Origin of the sequence: uncultured Microbacterium sp., from assembly GCF_900078385.1 — a bacterium.
Classification (GTDB): domain Bacteria; phylum Actinomycetota; class Actinomycetes; order Actinomycetales; family Microbacteriaceae; genus Microbacterium.
The window spans coordinates 366,219-385,149 of record NZ_FLQR01000006.1 but is presented as its reverse complement, the minus strand read 5'-3'; the positions used below and the strand labels follow the sequence as shown (position 1 = coordinate 385,149).

23 protein-coding genes are annotated in these 18,931 nt (G+C 70.1%); 14 read left to right on the top strand and 9 right to left on the bottom strand.

Features of this window, described 5'->3' with window-relative positions:
- Positions 1-17 precede the first annotated feature (17 nt).
- On the bottom strand, positions 18-854 hold the full coding sequence (locus tag QZL85_RS06940) for an ADP/ATP-dependent (S)-NAD(P)H-hydrate dehydratase (RefSeq protein ID WP_295575298.1): 837 nt from the start codon (positions 852-854) through the stop codon (positions 18-20).
- Positions 838-1,566 (bottom strand): histidine phosphatase family protein, encoded by a 729-nt coding sequence (locus QZL85_RS06935; RefSeq protein ID WP_295575295.1) that lies wholly within the window; start codon positions 1,564-1,566, stop codon positions 838-840. The genes QZL85_RS06940 and QZL85_RS06935 overlap by 17 nt, the downstream gene beginning before the upstream one ends.
- A 124-nt stretch (positions 1,567-1,690) precedes the next feature.
- On the opposite strand from QZL85_RS06935, the gene QZL85_RS06930 reads away from it, so the two are divergent.
- The gene (locus QZL85_RS06930; RefSeq protein WP_295575291.1) at positions 1,691-2,350 is read left to right on the top strand and encodes a TetR/AcrR family transcriptional regulator; all 660 of its coding nucleotides are present in this window, start codon (positions 1,691-1,693) and stop codon (positions 2,348-2,350) included.
- Between the two features lie 49 nt (positions 2,351-2,399).
- On the opposite strand, the gene QZL85_RS06925 is transcribed toward QZL85_RS06930, so the two are convergent.
- Complete coding sequence (locus tag QZL85_RS06925) at positions 2,400-3,926, bottom strand: ABC transporter substrate-binding protein (RefSeq protein ID WP_295575288.1); 1,527 nt, start codon at positions 3,924-3,926, stop codon at positions 2,400-2,402.
- A 157-nt stretch (positions 3,927-4,083) separates the two neighbouring features.
- Here QZL85_RS06925 and QZL85_RS06920 point away from each other — a divergent pair, with 157 nt between their 5' ends.
- From QZL85_RS06920 to QZL85_RS06905, 4 genes are all read left to right on the top strand, one after another.
- Positions 4,084-5,115, top strand: a complete 1,032-nt coding sequence (locus QZL85_RS06920; protein ID WP_295575285.1) for a Gfo/Idh/MocA family protein — start codon at positions 4,084-4,086, stop codon at positions 5,113-5,115.
- Positions 5,115-6,005, top strand: coding sequence for a biopolymer transporter Tol (locus QZL85_RS06915; protein ID WP_295575282.1), 891 nt, complete (start codon positions 5,115-5,117; stop codon positions 6,003-6,005). The genes QZL85_RS06920 and QZL85_RS06915 overlap by 1 nt, the downstream gene beginning before the upstream one ends.
- A gap of 25 nt (positions 6,006-6,030) precedes the next feature.
- On the top strand, positions 6,031-6,489 hold the full coding sequence (locus QZL85_RS06910) for a heme-degrading domain-containing protein (RefSeq protein ID WP_295575279.1): 459 nt from the start codon (positions 6,031-6,033) through the stop codon (positions 6,487-6,489).
- 156 nt (positions 6,490-6,645) lie between these two features.
- A complete protein-coding gene (locus QZL85_RS06905) occupies positions 6,646-7,632 on the top strand; it encodes an aldo/keto reductase (protein ID WP_295575276.1) in 987 nt (328 codons plus the stop codon).
- On the opposite strand, the gene QZL85_RS06900 is transcribed toward QZL85_RS06905, so the two are convergent.
- Positions 7,620-8,027, bottom strand: a complete 408-nt coding sequence (locus QZL85_RS06900; protein WP_295575274.1) for a VOC family protein — start codon at positions 8,025-8,027, stop codon at positions 7,620-7,622. The genes QZL85_RS06905 and QZL85_RS06900 overlap by 13 nt on opposite strands.
- Positions 8,024-8,317: a helix-turn-helix transcriptional regulator gene (locus QZL85_RS06895; RefSeq protein WP_295575272.1), complete on the bottom strand. Its 294-nt coding sequence runs from the start codon at positions 8,315-8,317 to the stop codon at positions 8,024-8,026. The genes QZL85_RS06900 and QZL85_RS06895 overlap by 4 nt, the downstream gene beginning before the upstream one ends.
- 106 nt (positions 8,318-8,423) lie before the next feature.
- Here QZL85_RS06895 and QZL85_RS06890 point away from each other — a divergent pair, with 106 nt between their 5' ends.
- The 4 genes from QZL85_RS06890 (at position 8,424) to QZL85_RS06875 (ending at position 10,787) form a co-directional block, all read left to right on the top strand.
- Positions 8,424-8,780 (top strand): VOC family protein, encoded by a 357-nt coding sequence (locus QZL85_RS06890; protein WP_295575269.1) that lies wholly within the window; start codon positions 8,424-8,426, stop codon positions 8,778-8,780.
- Between the two features lie 4 nt (positions 8,781-8,784).
- On the top strand, positions 8,785-9,450 hold the full coding sequence (locus tag QZL85_RS06885; protein WP_295575266.1) for a GyrI-like domain-containing protein: 666 nt from the start codon (positions 8,785-8,787) through the stop codon (positions 9,448-9,450).
- 120 nt (positions 9,451-9,570) lie between these two features.
- Positions 9,571-10,332 carry a hypothetical protein gene (locus tag QZL85_RS06880; protein WP_295575264.1) on the top strand — a complete coding sequence of 254 codons (762 nt, stop codon included), beginning with the start codon at positions 9,571-9,573 and terminating at the stop codon, positions 10,330-10,332.
- Entirely contained in the window at positions 10,329-10,787 is a 459-nt protein-coding gene (locus tag QZL85_RS06875) for a hypothetical protein (RefSeq protein ID WP_295575261.1), read from the top strand. The genes QZL85_RS06880 and QZL85_RS06875 overlap by 4 nt, the downstream gene beginning before the upstream one ends.
- 26 nt (positions 10,788-10,813) lie before the next feature.
- Here QZL85_RS06875 and QZL85_RS06870 read toward each other — a convergent pair whose 3' ends face one another.
- Both QZL85_RS06870 and QZL85_RS06865 read right to left on the bottom strand, forming a co-directional pair.
- Positions 10,814-11,407: a fasciclin domain-containing protein gene (locus QZL85_RS06870; protein WP_295575259.1), complete on the bottom strand. Its 594-nt coding sequence runs from the start codon at positions 11,405-11,407 to the stop codon at positions 10,814-10,816.
- Between the two features lie 309 nt (positions 11,408-11,716).
- On the bottom strand, positions 11,717-12,298 hold the full coding sequence (locus tag QZL85_RS06865) for a FadR/GntR family transcriptional regulator (protein WP_295575256.1): 582 nt from the start codon (positions 12,296-12,298) through the stop codon (positions 11,717-11,719).
- Positions 12,299-12,463: 165 nt separating this feature from the next.
- On the opposite strand from QZL85_RS06865, the gene QZL85_RS06860 reads away from it, so the two are divergent.
- The 4 genes from QZL85_RS06860 to QZL85_RS06845 all read left to right on the top strand — a co-directional run bounded on the left by QZL85_RS06860 (position 12,464) and on the right by QZL85_RS06845 (position 17,383).
- On the top strand, positions 12,464-12,655 hold the full coding sequence (locus tag QZL85_RS06860; protein ID WP_295575254.1) for a hypothetical protein: 192 nt from the start codon (positions 12,464-12,466) through the stop codon (positions 12,653-12,655).
- Positions 12,652-13,530, top strand: coding sequence for an aldo/keto reductase (locus tag QZL85_RS06855; protein WP_295575252.1), 879 nt, complete (start codon positions 12,652-12,654; stop codon positions 13,528-13,530). The genes QZL85_RS06860 and QZL85_RS06855 overlap by 4 nt, the downstream gene beginning before the upstream one ends.
- A gap of 107 nt (positions 13,531-13,637) precedes the next feature.
- Positions 13,638-15,365 (top strand): ABC transporter ATP-binding protein, encoded by a 1,728-nt coding sequence (locus tag QZL85_RS06850; RefSeq protein ID WP_295575250.1) that lies wholly within the window; start codon positions 13,638-13,640, stop codon positions 15,363-15,365.
- Positions 15,362-17,383 carry an ABC transporter ATP-binding protein gene (locus QZL85_RS06845; protein ID WP_295575249.1) on the top strand — a complete coding sequence of 674 codons (2,022 nt, stop codon included), beginning with the start codon at positions 15,362-15,364 and terminating at the stop codon, positions 17,381-17,383. Before QZL85_RS06850 ends, QZL85_RS06845 begins: the two co-directional genes overlap by 4 nt.
- 4 nt (positions 17,384-17,387) lie before the next feature.
- On the opposite strand, the gene QZL85_RS06840 is transcribed toward QZL85_RS06845, so the two are convergent.
- Together QZL85_RS06840 and QZL85_RS06835 are read right to left on the bottom strand one after the other, a co-directional pair.
- A complete protein-coding gene (locus QZL85_RS06840; protein ID WP_295575246.1) occupies positions 17,388-18,113 on the bottom strand; it encodes a DUF72 domain-containing protein in 726 nt (241 codons plus the stop codon).
- Between the two features lie 13 nt (positions 18,114-18,126).
- Entirely contained in the window at positions 18,127-18,474 is a 348-nt protein-coding gene (locus QZL85_RS06835) for a hypothetical protein (protein ID WP_295575242.1), read from the bottom strand.
- A 107-nt stretch (positions 18,475-18,581) separates the two neighbouring features.
- Between QZL85_RS06835 and QZL85_RS06830 the strand changes: the two genes are divergently transcribed.
- Positions 18,582-18,899, top strand: a complete 318-nt coding sequence (locus QZL85_RS06830; RefSeq protein WP_295575239.1) for a sugar ABC transporter ATPase — start codon at positions 18,582-18,584, stop codon at positions 18,897-18,899.
- Positions 18,900-18,931: the final 32 nt, after the last annotated feature.

Here is an 18,931-nt window from a genome sequence, read left to right as displayed (position 1 = left end):
CCGGCCGCGATCCCCGCTCACACCTCCCGAACGGCCTGAGCGAGTTCGCCCGCCAGTTCGCGGGCGAGAAACCCCAGCCCGAGCCGCTCGGTCAGCCGATCGCCGGCGCGCGCATGCGTCCACGCGCCCCACGCGGCGGCCCGGACGGGCGTCAGTCCCCGGGCGGCGAATCCTGTGATGGCGCCGGCGAGGACATCGCCCGATCCGGCGGTGCCGAGTCCCGGCCCACCGCCCCGCACCTCCCAGACATCGCCGTCCGGCGATGCGACGACCCCGTAGCAGTTGACGATCGCGCGGTGGGTCCGTGCGATCTCGGCGACGTCTGCCGGGATGTCCTCCGGCTCGCGCCCGAGAAGGATGGAGGCTTCATCGAGGTTGGCATTCACGATCAGGATGTCGGGGAGCGTCGCGCGGCGCACGTTCGTGATGGCGGCGACGGCGAACGCGTCGACGACGAGGCACGCCACGTCGCACGCGGCGATGGTTCTGAGTCGGGCGAGGGTCTCCCGCGGGTCGTCGAACCCTGGTCCGATGAGGACGGCGTCCGCCGCGATGAGCTCGGCCGCCAGCGTCGATTCGGCCTTGCGCCCGCGGGGTCCGAGTTCGAACACGCCGGCTTCGGGGAAGCTCATCCGGATCACATCGGCGATCTCGGGCGACACCGCGGCTCCGACCTTTCCGGCTCCGACGCGGAGCGCGGCCTCGCCGGCGAGACGCACGGCGCCGGGCGACAGTCCCGAACCTCCGACCACGACGACGCGGCCTCGGCTGTTCTTCGAGTCGCCCGCGTCGGGCAGCCCCCAGTCCCGCAGCAGCTCGCGCGTGACCGGGATGGGATCACTCGGGTTCGACATCGGGGCTCCCGGGGTGCACGGTCACGTCAGCGCCCGCGCGCTCGAGATGGTCGACGTTCGAGAACTCCGCGAGCGCCCATTCCCGGCCGTCGCGCCGCAGTCGGGTGACCGATGCGTTGAGCACCGTGTTCGTCGCCGCGAATCCGAGCAGCTCGGCCTCATCCATGCGCCGAAGGATGGCGATCAGCAGCATCACGACGGCGTCGTGCGCGACGATGAGTCCGACCGTCGCGGGGGAGTCGAAAGCATCCCGCAGGAACGACCGCAGTCGCAGCGCGACGTCGGCCCACGACTCGCCACCGGGCGGACGGTGGTAGTACTTGCCCAGGTGCGCGCGACGCTCCGCCTCTTCCGGATGCCGCGCCGCGACGCCGTTGCGGGTCAGGAGGTCGAGGATGCCGAGCTCCCGGTCGCGAAGCCTGTCGTCCGCGAAGACCGCGGGGATGGCAGGGCCGTCCGCCGTTCCCAACGCGAACGTCTGCTGCGCGCGGACGTATGGCGACACCCACGCGACCTGCGGCGCGGGGTCGGCGGCACGCAGGCGGGTGCTCAGTGCCTGCGCCTGCTCGACGCCGGTGTCCGAGAGCGGCACGTCGGCATCGCGCCACTCGAGCGGGATGGTCTCCTGCCCTTCGACCTCGGCGCGGGTCGCCGCGAGGTTGCCCACGCTCTCTCCATGCCGGACCAGCCAGAGCTCTTCCAAGGGCGCCATGTGGTGAGGCTTCCACATCGGTATGCCGGACCCCACGGGGTTGACGCAGTGCTCGTGGGCGGAGTATCCGCAGGGCGACGCAGCGAAACCATCGGCCGGCAGCTCCGCGTTCTAGAGTGGAGCGATGAGGGAGCCGGCGTACGCGAAGGGCGTCGCCCGTCGGGACGAGATGGTCACGGCGGCGATGCATGCGATCGCCGGTGCGGGGTTCCGCCGGATGAGCCTCCGCGAGATCGCGCGGCTCAGCGGGGTCGAAGCCGCGCACCTCGTGTACTACTTCGGGTCGCGCGACGGGCTGCTCCAGGCCGTCATCGAGCGCTGGGACGCGGACACGCAGGCGGCGCGCGTCGCGGAGGCGAGCCCCGACCGCCCTCTCGACTTCCTCGTCGAGCACGTGCGCCTCAACCTCTACGTCCCCGGGCTCGTGCATCTGCTGCACTCGTTCGCGGCGGAGGCCATCGCGCCCGACCACGTCGCGCACGGGTTCTTCCAGCATCGGTACGAGCAGGTCGCGAGCGGCCTCATCGAATCGATCGAGGCCGAGCAGGCCGCCGGTGCGATCCCGGCGTCCGTCGACGCCGCCGCAGAGGCGCAGCGGCTCATCGCGGTCTCCGACGGCCTCCAGCTGCAGGCCCTCCTCGACGACCGGCTGGACGCCGTCGCGCTGCTCTCCGGCGCGATCGAGAACCTGCGCTCGCTCGCCGCCGACCCGGCGGTGCGGCTCGGCGACGAGGCGGTGCCGCTGCTGACCGCCCAGCGCAAGGGAATCGCGGCGCCGGCCTGATCGGCATGGCGATCGGCGCGGCGCCGCGATCGACCGCGACAGCGTCGGGTCAGCCCTTCGGGGAGAACCCGAACAGGGACGGGTAGGAGTTGGTCGGCCACATTTCCAGCGCGGTGTCGGCATCGTGCGCGAAGCTGCCCTGCTTGCGGTACCAGGGCGCGAACCAGGCCTGCTCGGTGATGTAGGCGTTGAGGTCCTTCGTCGCCTGCTCCGCCTCGTCGGCCGTGCCCAGCTGGATCGCGCGGATGTACTCGTCGACCTGTGGATCCTGGCTGTCGAACGGGTTGAAGGTGGCCCCCGGGGCGAGCATGAAGTTGATCAGCTGCCAGTCCGGGTTCTGCTCGAGCGACATCCAGGTCGCGGGGTACTTCGGCGCGAGCATGTCGGTGATGAAGTTGCCGACGCCCGGGTCGGTGTACTTCACGGTGACGCCGATGTCGGCGAGCTGCTGGCCGACGAGGTCGAACGTCGTCTGGAAGGCCGGCGTCGACATCATGCTCAGCGTGAACCCGTCCGGGTAGCCGGCATCGGCCAGCAGCTGCCGGGCGGCTTCGGGGTCGTACGGGTAGGTGTCATCGAGCGCGGGGTCGAACGCGACCGACGTCGGCGGGAAGACCTGCTCGGTCAGCGTGCCGTATCCGGCCTGCAGCGCCTGCAGGAGCGCTTCGCGGTCGAACGCCATGTTGATCGCCTGCCGGACGCGCACGTCGGCCAGCTCCGGGGCCATGGTTCCGGCGCGATCCAGCAGCAGGATGCCGTGGAAGTCCAGCTCGTTCGAGGAGATCGTCCAGCCGGATGCCTCGACCTCGCTGATCGTGTCGTTGTTGACGAGGGGGAGACCGTTGGCCTCGCCCGCCTTCATCGCATTCAGCGCGGCGGTCGGGTCGTCGATCACGTTGATCGTGAGGTTGTCGTACTTGATCGCGTCGGCGTTCCAGTAGTCCGGGTTCGCGGTGTAATTGTACGTCGTGCCGGTGACCGTCGACGCGGCGTCGAGGATGTAGGGGCCGGACCCGACGGGGTTGGTCGCGGCCTCCGGGTCGTCGAACGTGGCCGGCGACTGGATCAGGCCGGGCGCGATCGAGAGCAGGTTCACGAGCGAGGGGTCCGGAGCGGGGAGGGCGATCTCGACGGTGGTGTCGTCGACGGCGGTGAACTCCTTGCCCGCCATCGTCGCGGCCTGCGGCGCGGTGCCGTCACGGAAGTGCTCGAGGCTCGCAGCGACCGCCTCGGCATCGACGGGGGTGCCGTCGGTGAAGGTGACGTCGTCGCGCAGCGTGAGCGTGAGGGTCGTGTTGTCCGCGTCGTACTCCCACTCGGTCGCGAGCCACGGGATGATCTCGCCCTCGGCGTCCTTCTGCAGCAGGGTGTCGAACACGGCCTGGAAGTACGGGCTGCGATTGCCGTACTCGGCGCCCTGCCCGATGTCGTAGCTCGTGGGGGCGGCGATCGCGACGAGCGTCAGTCGGTCGCCCCGGCCCGACTCTCCCGTCGCCTCTGTCGCTCCGCCGGCGCAGCCGGCGAGTGCGAGCGCCGTGATCACGGCGAGGGCTGCTGTGGCCTTCAAACGGAACATCCTCGGTCCCTTTCGTCAACGGCGACACCTCGGTGGATCGCCTTGGCGTGAGAAGCTACGCTCAATTTTCAGCATTGTCAAAGATTGTGCGAAGTCATGGCGAGATTTCTTTTACAATGCTAAAGTCATCGCATCACCGTCGATCGAAGGGACGCCGATGCTGCCGAGAACCCTCCCCGAACCTGAGCTCTTCCTGCCCGGACGAGGTGAGCCCTCCCTGCGCTGGGGTGTCATCGGCGCCGGATGGATCGCCGGCTTCTTCGCCGACGCGGTGCGAGCCCACACCGCGCAGACCGTGGTCGCGGTGGCGGCCCGGCGGCCCGAGCGTGCGGAGGAGTTCGCGCGGGCGCACGGCATCCACACGGCGCACGCGACCGTCGACGCGCTCATCGACGATCCGTTCGTGGACGTCGTCTACATCGCGGCCCCGCAGATCGACCATCTCGCGCTCGGCCTGCAGGTCATCGCGGCAGGCAAGCACGTGCTCATCGAGAAGCCTCTCGCCACGACCGCCGCGGATGCACGACGGCTCACGTCCGCGGCGCAGGCAGCGGGCGTCTTCCTCATGGAGGCGATGTGGAGCCGCTATCAGCCTCAGGCCCTCATGATCCGCGCGCTCGCCGCCGAAGGCATCCTCGGCGACATCACCTCCGTCATGGCCGACCACGGCCAGCCGCTCGCCGACGACCCCTCCCACCGGCTGCTCGTTCCGGGGACGGGCGGGGGTGCGCTGCTCGACCTCGGCATCTACCCGATCCAACTCGACTCCATGGTGCTCGGCGACCCGACCTCGATCACGGCCGTCGGCTCGCTCACCGCATCGGGCGTCGACGCGACGTCGACCGTCGTACTGGGGCACGGAGTCGAGCAGTCGACGCTGATGACGTCGATCCTGACGAAGACCCCGACGCTGGCGACGATCTGCGGAACCGATGCGCGGATCGAGATCGACGGCCCGTTCCACATCCCGACCGGCCTCACGCTGCGCTCGGCGGACCTCTTCGAGCCACCCGTCCGCTGGACCGACGACACCGGCGTCTCGCTCATGGACGGCTTGGCCTGGGAGGCGACAGCCCTCGCCCGGTTCGTCGGCGAGGGGCGCGCCGAGTCCCCGTTGCACACGCATGCCGAGACCGCCTCGATCCTCGCGACCATCGACGAGGCCCGCCGGCAGCTGGGCGCCCTCTGATGGGCTTCTCGCGATCGCTGGCAGCGGGCCAGGTCTCCCGCATCCAGGTCTTCGATGTCCGCTCGGGAACCTCGCGCGTCGTCCACGTCGACCACGCGGTGCTCCTCGAAGCGCCCAACTGGACGAGCACCGGCGACCTCGTCCTCAACGGGGACGGCCTGCTGTGGCGCATGCCCGCCGACGGGTCGACGCCGCCCTCGATCGTGCTGCTCGAGGGTCTTCCCGAGCTCAACAACGACCATGTCCTCTCCCCGGACCGCGCCACCGTCTACATGTCCGCCAACGACGGTCACCTGTACGCCGCACCGGTCGGCGGAGGAGCGGTGCGCCGCGTCACGGCTCCGGCGGCGCACTGGCACTTCCTGCACGGCGTGAGCCCTGACGGGGAGCGTCTCGCGTACGTCGCGCTCGACCCCGAGGACGGCTGGGACAGCGGGACGCTCCACATCGTCGGCGTCGACGGGGCGGGCGACCGCGCCGTGACGGCCGGGCGTGGCCCCGACGACGGCCCGGAGTTCGATCCGACGGGCGAGTGGGTGTACTTCAACACGGAGCGCTTCTCCGCAACGCCCGGGCACGCCCAGATCGCCCGCATCCGGCCCGACGGCACGGGTCTGGAGCAGCTGACCTTCGATGACCGGGTGAACTGGTTCCCGCACCTGGATCCCACGGGCCGCTTCGCCGTCTACCTCAGCTTCCCGCCCGGAACCACCGGTCACCCGGCGGACCGCGAGGTGCGGCTGCACCTCGTCGACGGCGCGGCCGACGCGGACGCGTGGGAGGATGCCACGGTCGCCGTCGAGCTCGACGGCGGTCAGGGCACGATCAACGTGAACAGCTGGTCGCCGGACGGCACGCGTTTCGCCTTCGTGGACTACCCCGTCGGCTGACGACGCGACGGAGAGAGGAAGACCGATGGATGACGTGACCGTCCTGGCAGCGCAGGAGTCCGAGCTCGAATGGACCCGGTTCGGCGTCGAGGAGGCGTGGGCGCTGGGTACGGCCGTCCGTGCGCTCGCCGTCGAGCGGGGGAGCGGCGTCGCGATCGACATCCGGCGCCCGACGGGGATGATCCTGTTCCGCACCGCCCTGGCCGGGGTGACCGTCGACCAGGACGACTGGATCCGGCGGAAGAGCGCGGTCGTCTTCCGCTTCGACACGAGTTCGGCCCTCTTCGCCGCGCGGATGGCGGCGGCCGGGTTCGACCCCGTCCAGGGCGGCTGGCTCGAGGCGCGTGAGGTCGCGGTGACGGGCGGATCGGTCCCGATCCGTGTGCGCGGAGCCGGCGTCGTGGCGGCGCTCACGATCTCCGGGCTGTCGTCCGAGGACGACCACGCGCTCGCCGTCGAAGCCATCCGCACCGTCCTTCGCTGAGGGTCGAGGCAGCCGGGGGCGGTGCTCGCCGGATCGGCCCCGGTGGTCGCTGAGGGTGCGACGATAGGACCGCATGCCGGGCTGTCGCAGCCCGTCTCGACGCGGGTGTCGCTCGCGTCGCCACCGATACAGGGAGTGACATCGATGCCCACCGCCATGACCTACACCACCCTCGGCCGCACCGGCACCTCGGTCTCGCGCATCGCGCTCGGCACGATGAACTTCGGCGATCGCACGTCGGAGGAGGACGCGTTCGCGATCATGGACAGGGCGCTCGAGCTCGGCGTCAACTTCTTCGACACCGCGAACGGGTATGGCGGCCGGGGCGGCCGCGGCGCGACCGAGGAAATCCTCGGACGCTGGTTCGCCGCCCGTCCCGGTGTCCGCGACGACATCGTGCTCGCGACGAAAGTGCACTCGCCCATGGTCGACCCCACGGACGACGGCGACGTCGTCAACGCGCGTGGGGCGTCGGCGTGGCAGGTGCGCCGCGAGGCGATCGGGTCGTTGAAGCGGCTGCAGACCGACCGCATCGATCTGTACCAGTTCCACCACATCGACCGCCACATCTCCTGGGCCGAGCTCTGGCAGGCCATGGAGGTCCTGGTCGCGAGGGGCGAGGTGGTCTACACCGGCAGCTCCAACTTCGCCGCCTGGAACATCGCGCAGGCGAACGAGATCGCCGCGCAGCGCCACTTCCTGGGGCTCGTGAGCGAGCAGTCCCTCTACAACCTGACTCAGCGCTCGATCGAGTTGGAGGTCATCCCGGCGGCGCGGAATTACGGCCTCGGGATCCTGCCGTGGTCGCCGCTCGGCGGCGGGCTGCTCAGCGGTCCTTCGACGGATGCGAGCGGCCGGTCGGCCGGCAGTTGGACGACGTCGGCCCGTGCGGAGCGCCAGGAGCAGATCGACGGCTACGAGACGTTCGCCCGCGAGCGCGGGTGGGCGCCGGCATCCCTCGGCATCGCCTGGCTGCTGCACCAGCCGGGCGTGACGGCGCCGATCATCGGGCCGCGGACGATCGCGCAGCTCGAGTCCGCCGTCGCGGCGCTCGAGATCCAGCTGAGCGAGGATGACTTGAAGGCGCTCGACGAGCTGTTCCCCGGGCCGGGCGGCCAGGCGCCGGAGGCCTACGCCTGGTAGTCCGCACCCGGGTGGTACTGGGCGATCTGCAGCAGATTCCCGCAGGTGTCGTCCAGCACGGCGATCGTCACGGGTCCGAACGCGGTGGGGGGCTGGGTGAACGCGACACCGGCGGCGGCCAGCCGCTCGTGCGCCGCGTGCACATCGTCGACCCTCAGCACGCACATCGGGATGCCGTCCGCGGCCAGGGCCTCGGCGAACGCGACGGCGGCCGGATGTGACTTCGGCTCGAGCGAGATCTCGGTCGCGTCGGGCCGGTCGGGATCGACCACCGTCAGCCACCGATGCTCGCCGAGGGGGACGTCCGCCGCCAGCGCGAACCCGAGGGTGCCGGTGTAGAACTCGAGGGCGTGCTGCTGGTCGTCGACGAAGATGCTGACCGTCTGGAGCTTCATGATGAGGCCTTCCGTGCGGGCCACCGCTCCGCGATCTGCGCGAGCGGTGACGTATCGATGGTGTGGAGCTTGAAGCGACCGCGCTTCTGCGTGCGCACGAGGCCCGCCGCCTCGAGGAGATCGAGGTGCTGGGACACGGCTTGGCGCGTCGGGGTCAGGCCGTGCTTCATGGCGATGCTCGAACACAGTTCGAACAGTGTCTGGTCGTCGCGCTCCATCAGCTGGTCGAGCAGTGCGCGTCTCGTCGGATCGGCGAGCGCCTTGTACACATCCGCGTGCACATCCGCCATGAGGAGATGTTAGGCAAGTGGATGCTTGCATGTCAAGGAGCGGCCGCGCGGCGTTGACGCTCGCTGCGACGCCGGGGATCATGGCAGCTGAGCACAGGAGGCGGCCATGACCGTGACGGGGATCGGCGGGATCTTCTTCCGCAGTCGCGATCCGGAGGAGCGCGCCGCGTGGTACCGCGAGCACCTCGGCATCCACGCAGGTCACGACGGGATCTGGCAGCAGGATGCCGGGATGACGGTGTTCGCGCCGTTCCCCGAGACGAGCGACTACTTCGCCGCCGACCAGGCGTTCATGCTGAACCTGCGCGTGACCGACCTGACCGCGCTCGCCGCGCGGCTCGAGGCCGCCGGCATCCCGGTCGAGCGGCGCCCGGAGTGGGACACCGAGGATTACGGCACGTTCGCGCGCATCCACGATCCGGAAGGGCTCCCCATCGAACTGTGGCAGCCACCGGCCGACTGAGCGGATGAAGGTCGACCTCAAGAAGGAGATCGCGAGCTACTCCGCGGCGCGCGGGCGGTTCGACGTCGTCACGGTGCCGATGCTGCAGTACCTCATGATCGACGGTCACGGCGACCCGAACACCTCTCAGACCTACGCGGAGGCGCTCGCCGCGATCTATCCGGTCGCGTACAAGCTCAAGTTCTTCAGCAAGCGGGAGCTGGATCGCGATTACACGGTGATGCCTCTCGAAGCGCTGTGGTGGGCGCGCGACATGGACGCGTTCACCGCGGCGCGGGCCAAGTCCCAGTGGAACTGGACCGTCATGATCCTGGTGCCGGAGTGGCTCACCGCCGAGCACGTGGATGCGGTGCGCGAGACCGTGCGCCGGAGCGGCGGCGGGCCCGCGCTCGACGCCATCCGTCTCGAATCCCTCGACGAGGGGACCGTCGTCCAGACGCTCCACCTCGGGCCCTACGACGACGAAGGTCCCGTCCTCGAGGAGATGCATCACGTCTTCATCCCCGCGCGCTCGCTGCGGATGGTGGGAAGACACCACGAGATCTACCTCAGCGACGCCCGCCGGACGGCTCCCGAGAAGCTCCGGACCATCCTCCGGCAGCCGGTCGCCCCCGCGACGGGAGTTCCGCCGGTTGCGGGGGCCATGGTGCCGCGGCGGCGCGAGGAGTAGCTTCCGCCCTATGGGCGAGTTCCACCGCCCGGGGGGCAGCGGGAGCGGTCGCCGTGCACGGGGAGAGTCGCACGGGCGAAGCGGCCGGCGCGCGCACCGCGACAGCGGGGCGGTGCGCTGATGGCCGAGAAGACACCGACCTCCGACGCCGACCTCGAGCTGCGCACCCTGCGTGCCCGCGCCTACGGTCCGCATCCCGACATCGCGGATGACCCCGTCGCGCTGGCACGGCTCACCGAACTCGAGACCGCTCGCAGGCGACTCGCGGCGCCGGCGATGCCCGAGCGTGCTGAGACCGCTGCCGCCCCCGGGGTTCCCGCCGCGGTTCCCACCGGGGTCGCCGCGCCCGCTGCAGAGGGAGACGCCGAGCGTTCCGCCGCGCCGGCAGGCGAGCCCGCCTCCTCGGTGAGGCCGTGGGTCGCCCGCGCTCTCGCCGTCGGCCTCGGCGCCGCCATCGGGGGCGTGGCCGCCGCGTTCCTCCTCTCGGGACCGCGACCGGACGCCATCCTTCGCCCCACCGGCGACGCGGCGGACAGTGCGCTGATCGCCCTGCTCGCGTCGGAAGGCCAGGAGTACTCCCTCGACCGTGGGGAGCTGCGCGGGGCGTCGGAGATGGAGATCGACCTGTCGACGCTCCGCGGATTCGACACCTATCAGGACATCGAGCTGTGGTCCGCGCGAAACGTCTTCGACGCGCCCTGCCTGATCGCGGTCCGCCGAGCGCGCGGGGATGTCGTGGATCGGCTCTGCGTCCCGTCCGGTGTCGACCTCTATGTCGACACCACGGGTCACGGGTCTTTGGCGCCGGGTGAAAGCGTGCGCTTCCTCCTGCGCGGCGAGACCGTGGAGGTCCGGCGCCTGACGCCGGAGGAGGTGCCATGAGGGTCACGCGGGAGGGCTGGGGTCGGATCGGGCTGGCGGCCGGAACCGCCGCCGCGGTCGTCGGCGGCGCCTACGCGGTCGGGTGGCTGACGCAGGCGCGCCCCGATGCCACCTTGGAGAGAGCCGACGGCCCGGCGAGTGCCGTGTCCCGTCTCCTCGGAGTCGACGAGTCGAGCCTCACTGCGTACGAGACCTTCCGGGGTGTGCGGCCGTGGTCGTTCGTGGACAGCTTCGGCAATCCGTGCCTGTTCCTCATCGAGCACTCCGCGCTTCTATGGGAGGAGTGCGTGCCGCGCGAGGGGGAGCTGATGGCGGACATCGGAGCCTGGCCGGCCGTGGATCCCGACTTCGCGACGGGGCTGCCCGACGGCAGCGTCATCCGGTTCCACTATCGCGGCGACGCGGTGGACGTCTTCGTCCACCGCGCGGACCCGCCACGGCGAACCGGGCCGTGATCGCCGTGGCGGGAGCGCCGATCTGATCAGCCGGCGGGTACCAGCACCCGGTCGATCGTGTGGATGACCCCGTTCGACGCCTGGATGTTGATCGCCCAGAGGACCAGGCGCGGATCGCGCAGCGCCGTCGTCTCATCGCGGAGCGTGATGCCGCGCGGCTTGACGATGCCGCCGTTGGCCATCGTGAGCGACTTCGACGTCAGCACCTTCACCGGGCCGAGCTTCTTGCCCGCCACGACGTGGTACAGCAGGATGTCGGCGATCTGATCGATCGTGAAGGCGCTCGTGATCGTCGTCAGCGCCGCCGCTTCGCTCGCGGGCTTCACACCCGTGAGGTCGGTGACGAGGCGGATGAACGCCCGGTCGTTCGGTGCGAACACCGTGTACGTCGTACTGGTGTCGGACAGCGCCCCGTCCAGGCCCGTCGCGACGACAGCCTGCACGAGCAGGTCGTAGTCGTAGGGGTTCGTGTCGGGGGTGCCCCCGCCGGAGGCGGCCACGGCCACGTCGACGATCGTCCCGCGGGCGGGGGAGCCGCCCCACGCCTGGGCGGGCAGGGCGGTGAGTGTCAACGCGGCGGCCGCGACAGCGGCGACGGCGAAGCGGACTCGGTTCTTCATCGTTCAGCTCCTTCGGTGAGATGCGTCCGAGCTCCTGTGCCGGGCGTCATGAAGGTATTCCGGCGCGGCGCGCCGGCTGGATGCACCCCACGCCGAATTCATCCGCGCCGAAATGCGTGTGCCCGCGCCATCCACCCGCCGTTCGGCGCCGATGAACGGCATCCCGTCGGTTCATCCGCGGCATATGGCGAGGAGCGATCCCCGGAACCCGCCATTTGGCGCGGCTCAACCCGGCGCTTCCCGCCCGGCGCGGATCGACCCCGGCGCGGCTCAGCCCGGCGCGGATCGATCCGGCAGGAAGGCGCCGATTCAGGCCGTGGCGGCGGAGATCGAACGCTGCAACGGCCGGTAGTGCTCGATGACGGCCAGGCGGTAGCCCGCGACGTCGCCGCGCAGCGCGGCGAGCATGATGCCGTGCGCCTCGGCCGTGTGCTGGATGTCCTCCGGCACGGGGATGCCGAGCTCCGGGATGACGGCGGTGTGGACATCCCAGAACGTTGCGACCAGTTGCACCGCCAGCCGGTTCCCCGTCACGGCGACGAGCCTCGTGTGGAACGCGCGGTCGGCCTCGAGGAACGATTCGCCGCGGGAGGCCTTCTCGACCATCTCGTCCACGAGCGCGGACAGCTCCGCGGCATCCTCGCCGACAGCGCCGCCGACGATCGTCTCGGCGAGTGCGAGGTCCGGGGCGAGTCGCACCTCGACGACCTCGCGCAGCGCATTGAGGGTCCCGTCGGGGGAGAAGACGCCACGGAACACGAGCGCCTGCACCATAGGGTCGAGGGACATGGCGCCGACGTATGTGCCATGACCGTGCCGGACGTCGACGATGTCCAGCGTCGACAGAGCCCTGATCGCCTCGCGCACCGACCGCACGGCATCCCGGCGCACGCGGTGCCTGACCCGGTCGTCTGATCCCGGTCTCCGTTCGACGCAGCGGTGCCGGCGGCGGGTCAGGCGCTATCACGGCGAGGTGGGCGCCTCAACCCCCGCGCGCCATGCCGTTGTCCGCGTTATCGTCCTGAACACGGAGCACACCGAGGAGAGGATGCCGCGATGAGCGATCACGCGAAGGAACACGATGAGCCGACGGCGGGCGGCCTCGATGAACACGGCACGCCGGTCGCCGACGGGCAGGGCGCCCCGACCGTCGACGATGCGGTGCGCGACGAGATGGACGGCGGTGCTCTGGCGACGCCGGACGTCGACCTCGACGAGCCGCCCGCTCGCGCGGACGACGACGCGTGAACGCGGCCGTCACCACCCCGGTCACGCTCGGCGCCTCGTCGCTCGGGACCCGTCCCGGCGCCGCCACCCTCGCCGATGCGCTGCTGGCCTCGCCCCTGGGCAACGTCGACACGAGCAACAACTACGCCGGCGGCCGCAGCGAAGCGGCCCTCGGCGAGGCGATCCGGCGAGCCGGAGGGCTGCCGGCCGGGAAGCTCGTCTACTCCAAGGCCGACAGCGACGGCGACACCGGCGTCTTCGACGGCGACCGCGTGCGACGATCGCTCGCCGAATCGCTCGAGCGTCTGGGCCTGGACTCCCTCCCGCTCTACCAGCTGCATGACCCGTACACGATCGGCTTCGACGAGGCCATGGCTTCCGGCGGGGCCGTGCCCGCGCTGCTGGCCCTGCGCGAGGAAGGCGCCATCGGCGCGATCGGGATCGCCTCCGGGACGATGGCCCAGGTGCACGAGTACGTCGAAACCGGCGTCTTCGACGTCGTCCTCTCGCACAACCGCTTCACCCTCGTCGACCGTTCGGCCGAGCCCACGTTCGTGCGGGCGCGGGAGCTCGGGATGACGGTGTTCAACGCGGCGCCGTTCGGCGGCGGCACGCTCGCGAACGGCTCAGACACGTACGGCTACCACGCGATGCCCGCCGCCTTCGCGGCGCACCTGTCCCGCGTCCGCGAGCTCGCGGCGGAGTGGTCGGTCGAGCTGGCCGCCGCCGCGCTGCAGTTCTCACTGCGGCATCCGCTCGTGGACACGACGGTCGTCGGCGTCAGCTCGCTGGAGCGGCTGGCCGCACTACCCGCGCTGATCGAGGCCGCCGTGCCCGACGGCTTCTTCGAGGCGGTCGAGCGTCTCGGCCCGCCGCCGGCCAGCGGCAACGACTGACTCCACGCCGACGCGCCGCGTGTCGGCGGTGCGTGCGAGACTGCTGGTAGACACCCGCGCACCGCTCTGCGATGCTTTCGGGTCGGATCGACATTCTCGGAGAGCTCGTGCTCGGCAAAATCCTCCTCAAATACCTCGCGCAGTACCGTTGGCTGCTGCTCGGCGTCCTGGCCTTCCAGTTCGTCGCGGCGGTCGCGTCGCTGTATCTCCCGCGGCTGAACGCCGACATCATCGACAAGGGTGTCGCACGCGGTGACACGGGCTACATCTGGTCGACCGGCGTCCTGATGCTCGGCATCTCGCTCGGTCAGATCGTCGCGTCGATCATCGCGACCTACCTCGCCGCCCGCGCGGCGATGGCGGCGGGCCGCGACATCCGCCGCGACGTGTACGAGAAGGTCAGCGGCTTCTCCGAGCGCGAGGTCTCGCGCTTCGGCCCGGGGTCGCTCATCACGCGCAACACGAACGACGTGCAGCAGGTGCAGATGCTGGCCATGATGGGCGCCACGATGCTCGTCACGGCACCGCTGCTGGCGATCGGCGGCATCATCATGGCGCTCCAGCAGGACGTCGGCCTGAGCTGGCTCATCGCCGTCGCGGTGCCGCTGCTCCTCGCGTTCGTCCTCCTGATCATCAGCCGCATGGTCCCGCTGTTCCGCAGCTTCCAGGAGAAGCTCGACGCCGTGAACCGCGTGATGCGCGAGCAGCTGACCGGCGTCCGGGTCGTCCGCGCCTTCGTCCGCGAGCGCATCGAGGAGGAGCGGTTCGCCGTCGCGAACACCGACATCATGGTCGTCGGACGCAAGGTCGGGTCGCTCTTCGTCCTGCTCTTCCCCGTCGCGATGCTCGTCCTGAACGTCACCGTCATTGGGGTCATCTGGTTCGGTGCGATCCAGGTGGATGCCGGCAACGTCGAGATCGGCACGCTCTTCGCGTTCATGCAGTACGTCGCCCAGATCCTCATGGGGGTCCTGATGGCGAGCTTCATGACGATCATGATCCCGCGCGCCGCCGTGTCGGCCGAACGCATCGGCGAGGTGCTCGCGAGCGAGTCCACCCTCACGCGCGCCGAGAACCCGGTGAGCGACTTCCCGGCGCCCGGAACGGTCGCCTTCGCGGACGCCGAGTTCACCTACCCCGGTGCGGAATCCCCCGTCGTGCGGGGCATCACCTTCGAGGCGCGGCGCGGCGAGACCGTCGCGATCGTCGGATCCACCGGCTCCGGGAAGACGACGCTGATCTCCCTCATCCCACGCCTGTTCGACGTGACCGGCGGCGCCGTCCGCGTCGGGGGGGTCGACGTGCGCGAGGCCGACCTCGATCGGCTGTGGAAGGGGATCGGGCTCGTGCCGCAGCGTCCGTTCCTCTTCTCCGGCACGGTCGCCTCGAACCTCCGGTTCGGTCGCGAGGAGGCGACCGACGACGAACTGTGGGCGGCGCTGGAGATCGCGCAGGGCCGTGACTTCGTCGAGGAGATGGAGGACGGGCTGAACGCGCGCATCGCGCAGGGTGGCACGAACGTGTCCGGGGGCCAGCGTCAGCGCCTCGCGATCGCGCGCGCCATCGTGCACCAGCCCGACATCCTCGTGTTCGACGACTCGTTCTCCGCACTCGACCTCGCCACCGACGCACGCCTCCGGCAGGCGCTGTGGCGGGAGCTGCCAGAGGTCACCAAGATCGTCGTCGCGCAGCGGGTGTCCACGATCACCGACGCGGACCGGATCGTCGTGCTGGAGGACGGCCGGATGGTCGGCGTCGGCACGCACGAGGAGCTGCTGGAGACGAGCGAGACGTATCGCGAGATCGTCGAGTCGCAGCTGGGGGTGGAAGCATGACCGCCACGGAGAACCTGACCGAGGACGAGCGCCGCGACCTCGAACTCGCCGAACAGGCACGTCAGAACTCGGGCGACTGGGACAGCGTCAAGCCCGGCAAGGCCGCGAACTTCGGTCAGAGCTTCGGCCGACTGATCGGCCTGCTGAAGCCGCACGCCCTCGCGTTCGTGTTCGTCTCAGTGCTCGGCGCGCTCGGTGTCGTGCTGGCCGTCATCGCGCCGAAGATCCTCGGCGAGGCGACGAACCTCATCTTCGAGGGCGTCGCCTCGACCGCCCTCGCGGAGCAGTTCCCCGCCGGCACGTCGCAGGAGGTCGTCGTCGACGCGCTCCGCGGCGCCGGCCAGACCGACCTGGCGAACATGATCGCCGCGATGAGCGACTTCACCGTCGGCGCCGGGGTCGACTTCGAGGCGCTCCGTGTGGTCATCGTCGCCGTGCTCGCGATCTACGTCGTGTCGTCGTTCCTCAGCTGGATCCAGGGCTACGTCATCAACGTGATCATGGTCCGCACGATGTGGCGGCTGCGCGAGTCGGTCGAGACGAAGATCAACCGCCTGCCGCTGTCGTACTTCGACAAGGTCCAGCGCGGCGAGCTGATCTCGCGCGTCACCAACGACATCGACAACATCACGCAGACGATGCAGCAGTCCCTCTCCGGTGTCGTGACCTCGGTGCTCACGGTCGTGGGCGTGCTCATCATGATGTTCTCGATCTCGTGGCAGCTCGCCCTCGTCGCCCTCGTCTCGCTGCCCTTCATGGCGGTCATCTTCGGCGTCATCGGACCCCGTTCGCAGAAGGCGTTCAACACGCAGTGGCAGAAGGTCGGGCGCCTCAACGCCCGTGTCGAGGAGTCGTTCTCCGGGCACGCGCTCGTGAAGGTCTTCGGGCGCGAGGTCGACTCGCGGGAGAAGTTCCAGGTCGAGAACGAGGAACTCTACGAAGCCGCCTTCAAGGCGCAGTTCCTCTCCGGCGTCATCATGCCGGGCATGATGTTCATCGGGAACCTGACCTACGTCGGGATCGCCGTGCTCGGCGGGCTCATGGTCGCGAGCGGCCAGCTGCGTCTCGGCGACGTGCAGGCGTTCATCCAGTACTCGCAGCAGTTCACCCAGCCGCTCTCGCAGTTGGGCGGCATGGCGGCGGTCATCCAGTCCGGCACGGCGTCGGCGGAGCGCGTGTTCGAGCTCCTCGACGCCGACGAGCAGGAGCCGGATGCCCTCGACGCGCCGGCCGCCGTCGACGGGCAGGGCGTCATCGAGTTCGAGAACGTGTCGTTCTCCTACGCGCCGGAGCACCCGCTCATCACCGACCTGTCGTTCCGCGTCGAACCCGGGCAGACGGTCGCGATCGTCGGACCGACCGGCGCCGGCAAGACGACGCTCGTGAACCTCATCATGCGGTTCTACGAGCTCGACGGCGGCCGCATCCTCCTCGACGGGCAGGACATCGCCGAACTCACCCGCGACGACGTGCGCTCCCGCACCGGCATGGTGCTGCAGGATCCGTGGCTGTTCGCCGGCACCATCCGCGAGAACATCCGCTACGGCCGCGAGTCGGCGACCGATCAGGAGATCGTGGATGCCGCGACCGCGACGCGCGTCGACCGGTTCGTGCACTCGCTCCCGGACGGGTACGACACGGTCCTCGACGAGGAGGCGTCCAACGTCTCGGCCGGTGAGAAGCAGCTGATCACGATCGCGCGTGCGTTCGTCGCGCAGCCGTCGGTGCTGATCCTCGACGAGGCCACCTCGTCGGTCGACACCCGCACCGAGCTGCTGCTGCAGCACGCGATGGCCGCGCTCCGCGAGGGGCGCACCTCGTTCGTCATCGCGCACCGCCTCTCCACGATCCGCGACGCCGACCTCATCCTCGTGATGGAGCACGGCGACATCGTCGAGAAGGGCACGCACGAGGAGCTCATCGCCGCCGAGGGTGCCTACTGGCGTCTGTACCGCGCCCAGTTCGAGCACGCCGCGACCGACGAACTCGCGGAGGAGACGGCTCAGACAGAGGCCTGAGCCCTCACGCGCCGAGGAAACGGCGCAGCGTCAGGGCGTTGCGGACGGCGTGGCCGTGCCCGTCGTTGTTGAAATACGCCCAGACGTCGTGTCCGCTCGACGACCACTCCCGGATGCGGTCGGCCCACCACCCGAGGTCGTCATCGGAGTACGAGCCCTCGTACAGGCGGTCGTGGCTCGGACCGTGGAACCGGATGTACACGACGGGTGCCGTCGCACGCAGAATGCACGCGATGTGCGCGCCGCTCACGACGCAGTACGCCGCGCCATGGCGCTCCAGGAGGTGGAAGACGGCGTCGTCGTTCCAGGTCGGATGGCGCAGCTCGACGGCCGCGGTCATCCTGTCGGGTACCCGCGCGAGGAAGTAGTCCAGGCGGTCGTCGTCGCGCGGCATGTCCGGCGGAAGCTGCACGATCATGCAGCCGGCGCGGTCGCCGAGCGCGCGCCATCCCCGTGTCATGCGCTCCAGCCACACCTCCGGGTCGTAGAGACGTTTGCCATGCGTCAGACCGCGTGGCGCCTTCACGGTCATCGCGAAGCCGGGCGGGAGCCGCTCACGCCATGAGGCGAAGCGCGCGTCGGGCGGCCAGCGATAGAAGCTCGCGTTCAGCTCGACCGTGTCGAACGCCTCGGTGTAGCGCGCGAGGCGCCCTGCCGCCGGCATCCCGGGCGGGTAGAGGACCCCCGTCCAGTGGTCGTAGCTCCAGCCGGAGGTGCCGATTCGGATCATGCCGGGCGGTCGCTCAATCCGCGTCGATGACCTCGAGGAGCCTGCGCAGCTCGTCGCGGATCTCGTCGTGGTCGTGTTGACCGGCGCGACTCTCCCCGGAGATCACGCCGGAGCGGTGCACCTTGCGGAAGTCGCCGAACGGGAAGGAGTACGCCTGCTTGGTCTCCGCATTCTCGGCCTTGTCGATGCCGAGATGCCAATGCGAGAACTCCGTCCAGCCGTGCTCCTCGATGAAGCTGTTCTCCTCGTCCGCGGTGGGCGCGGCCTCCGACCAGGCGTCGCGCTCGTCGCGCACGACCTTGCCGGCGCGGATCAGCGTGCGGGCGTTCTGCAGCGCGGGGCGGTTCAGTTCGATAGCCATGCCCGGGATGCTACGAGGGCGTCCATGCGCGAGTCACCGGGTTGACATCGGCCCGGTTGTTGTCAAGCCCCCTGAGGTGCCCGGTTGCCGCGCCTAGCGTGGCGACCATGACGAACATCAGCGACAACGACGTGGCCGCCGCCTCCAGTGACGCCGACCCGGGGGGCCAGCCGCTCACGGGACGCGACACGACGTCTTTCGACGACCCGTCGCAGGACCCGGCGCAGGCCGAGTGGGAGCAGGCCGGCGACAGCGAGACCACCGGGACGGGAGCCGACCCGGCGGAGATCCCCGACGAGTCGGACGAAGTGCCCGCCACCGACCTGCCGACCTCCGCAGAGCAGCCGGAGACGCAGGGCGAGGACCCGGTGATCGCCGAATTGGGTGAGGACGGTCAGGGGGAACTCGCGCCGGGGGACGTCTGAGACGAGCGGCGCGGAGCATTTGACGCACACGC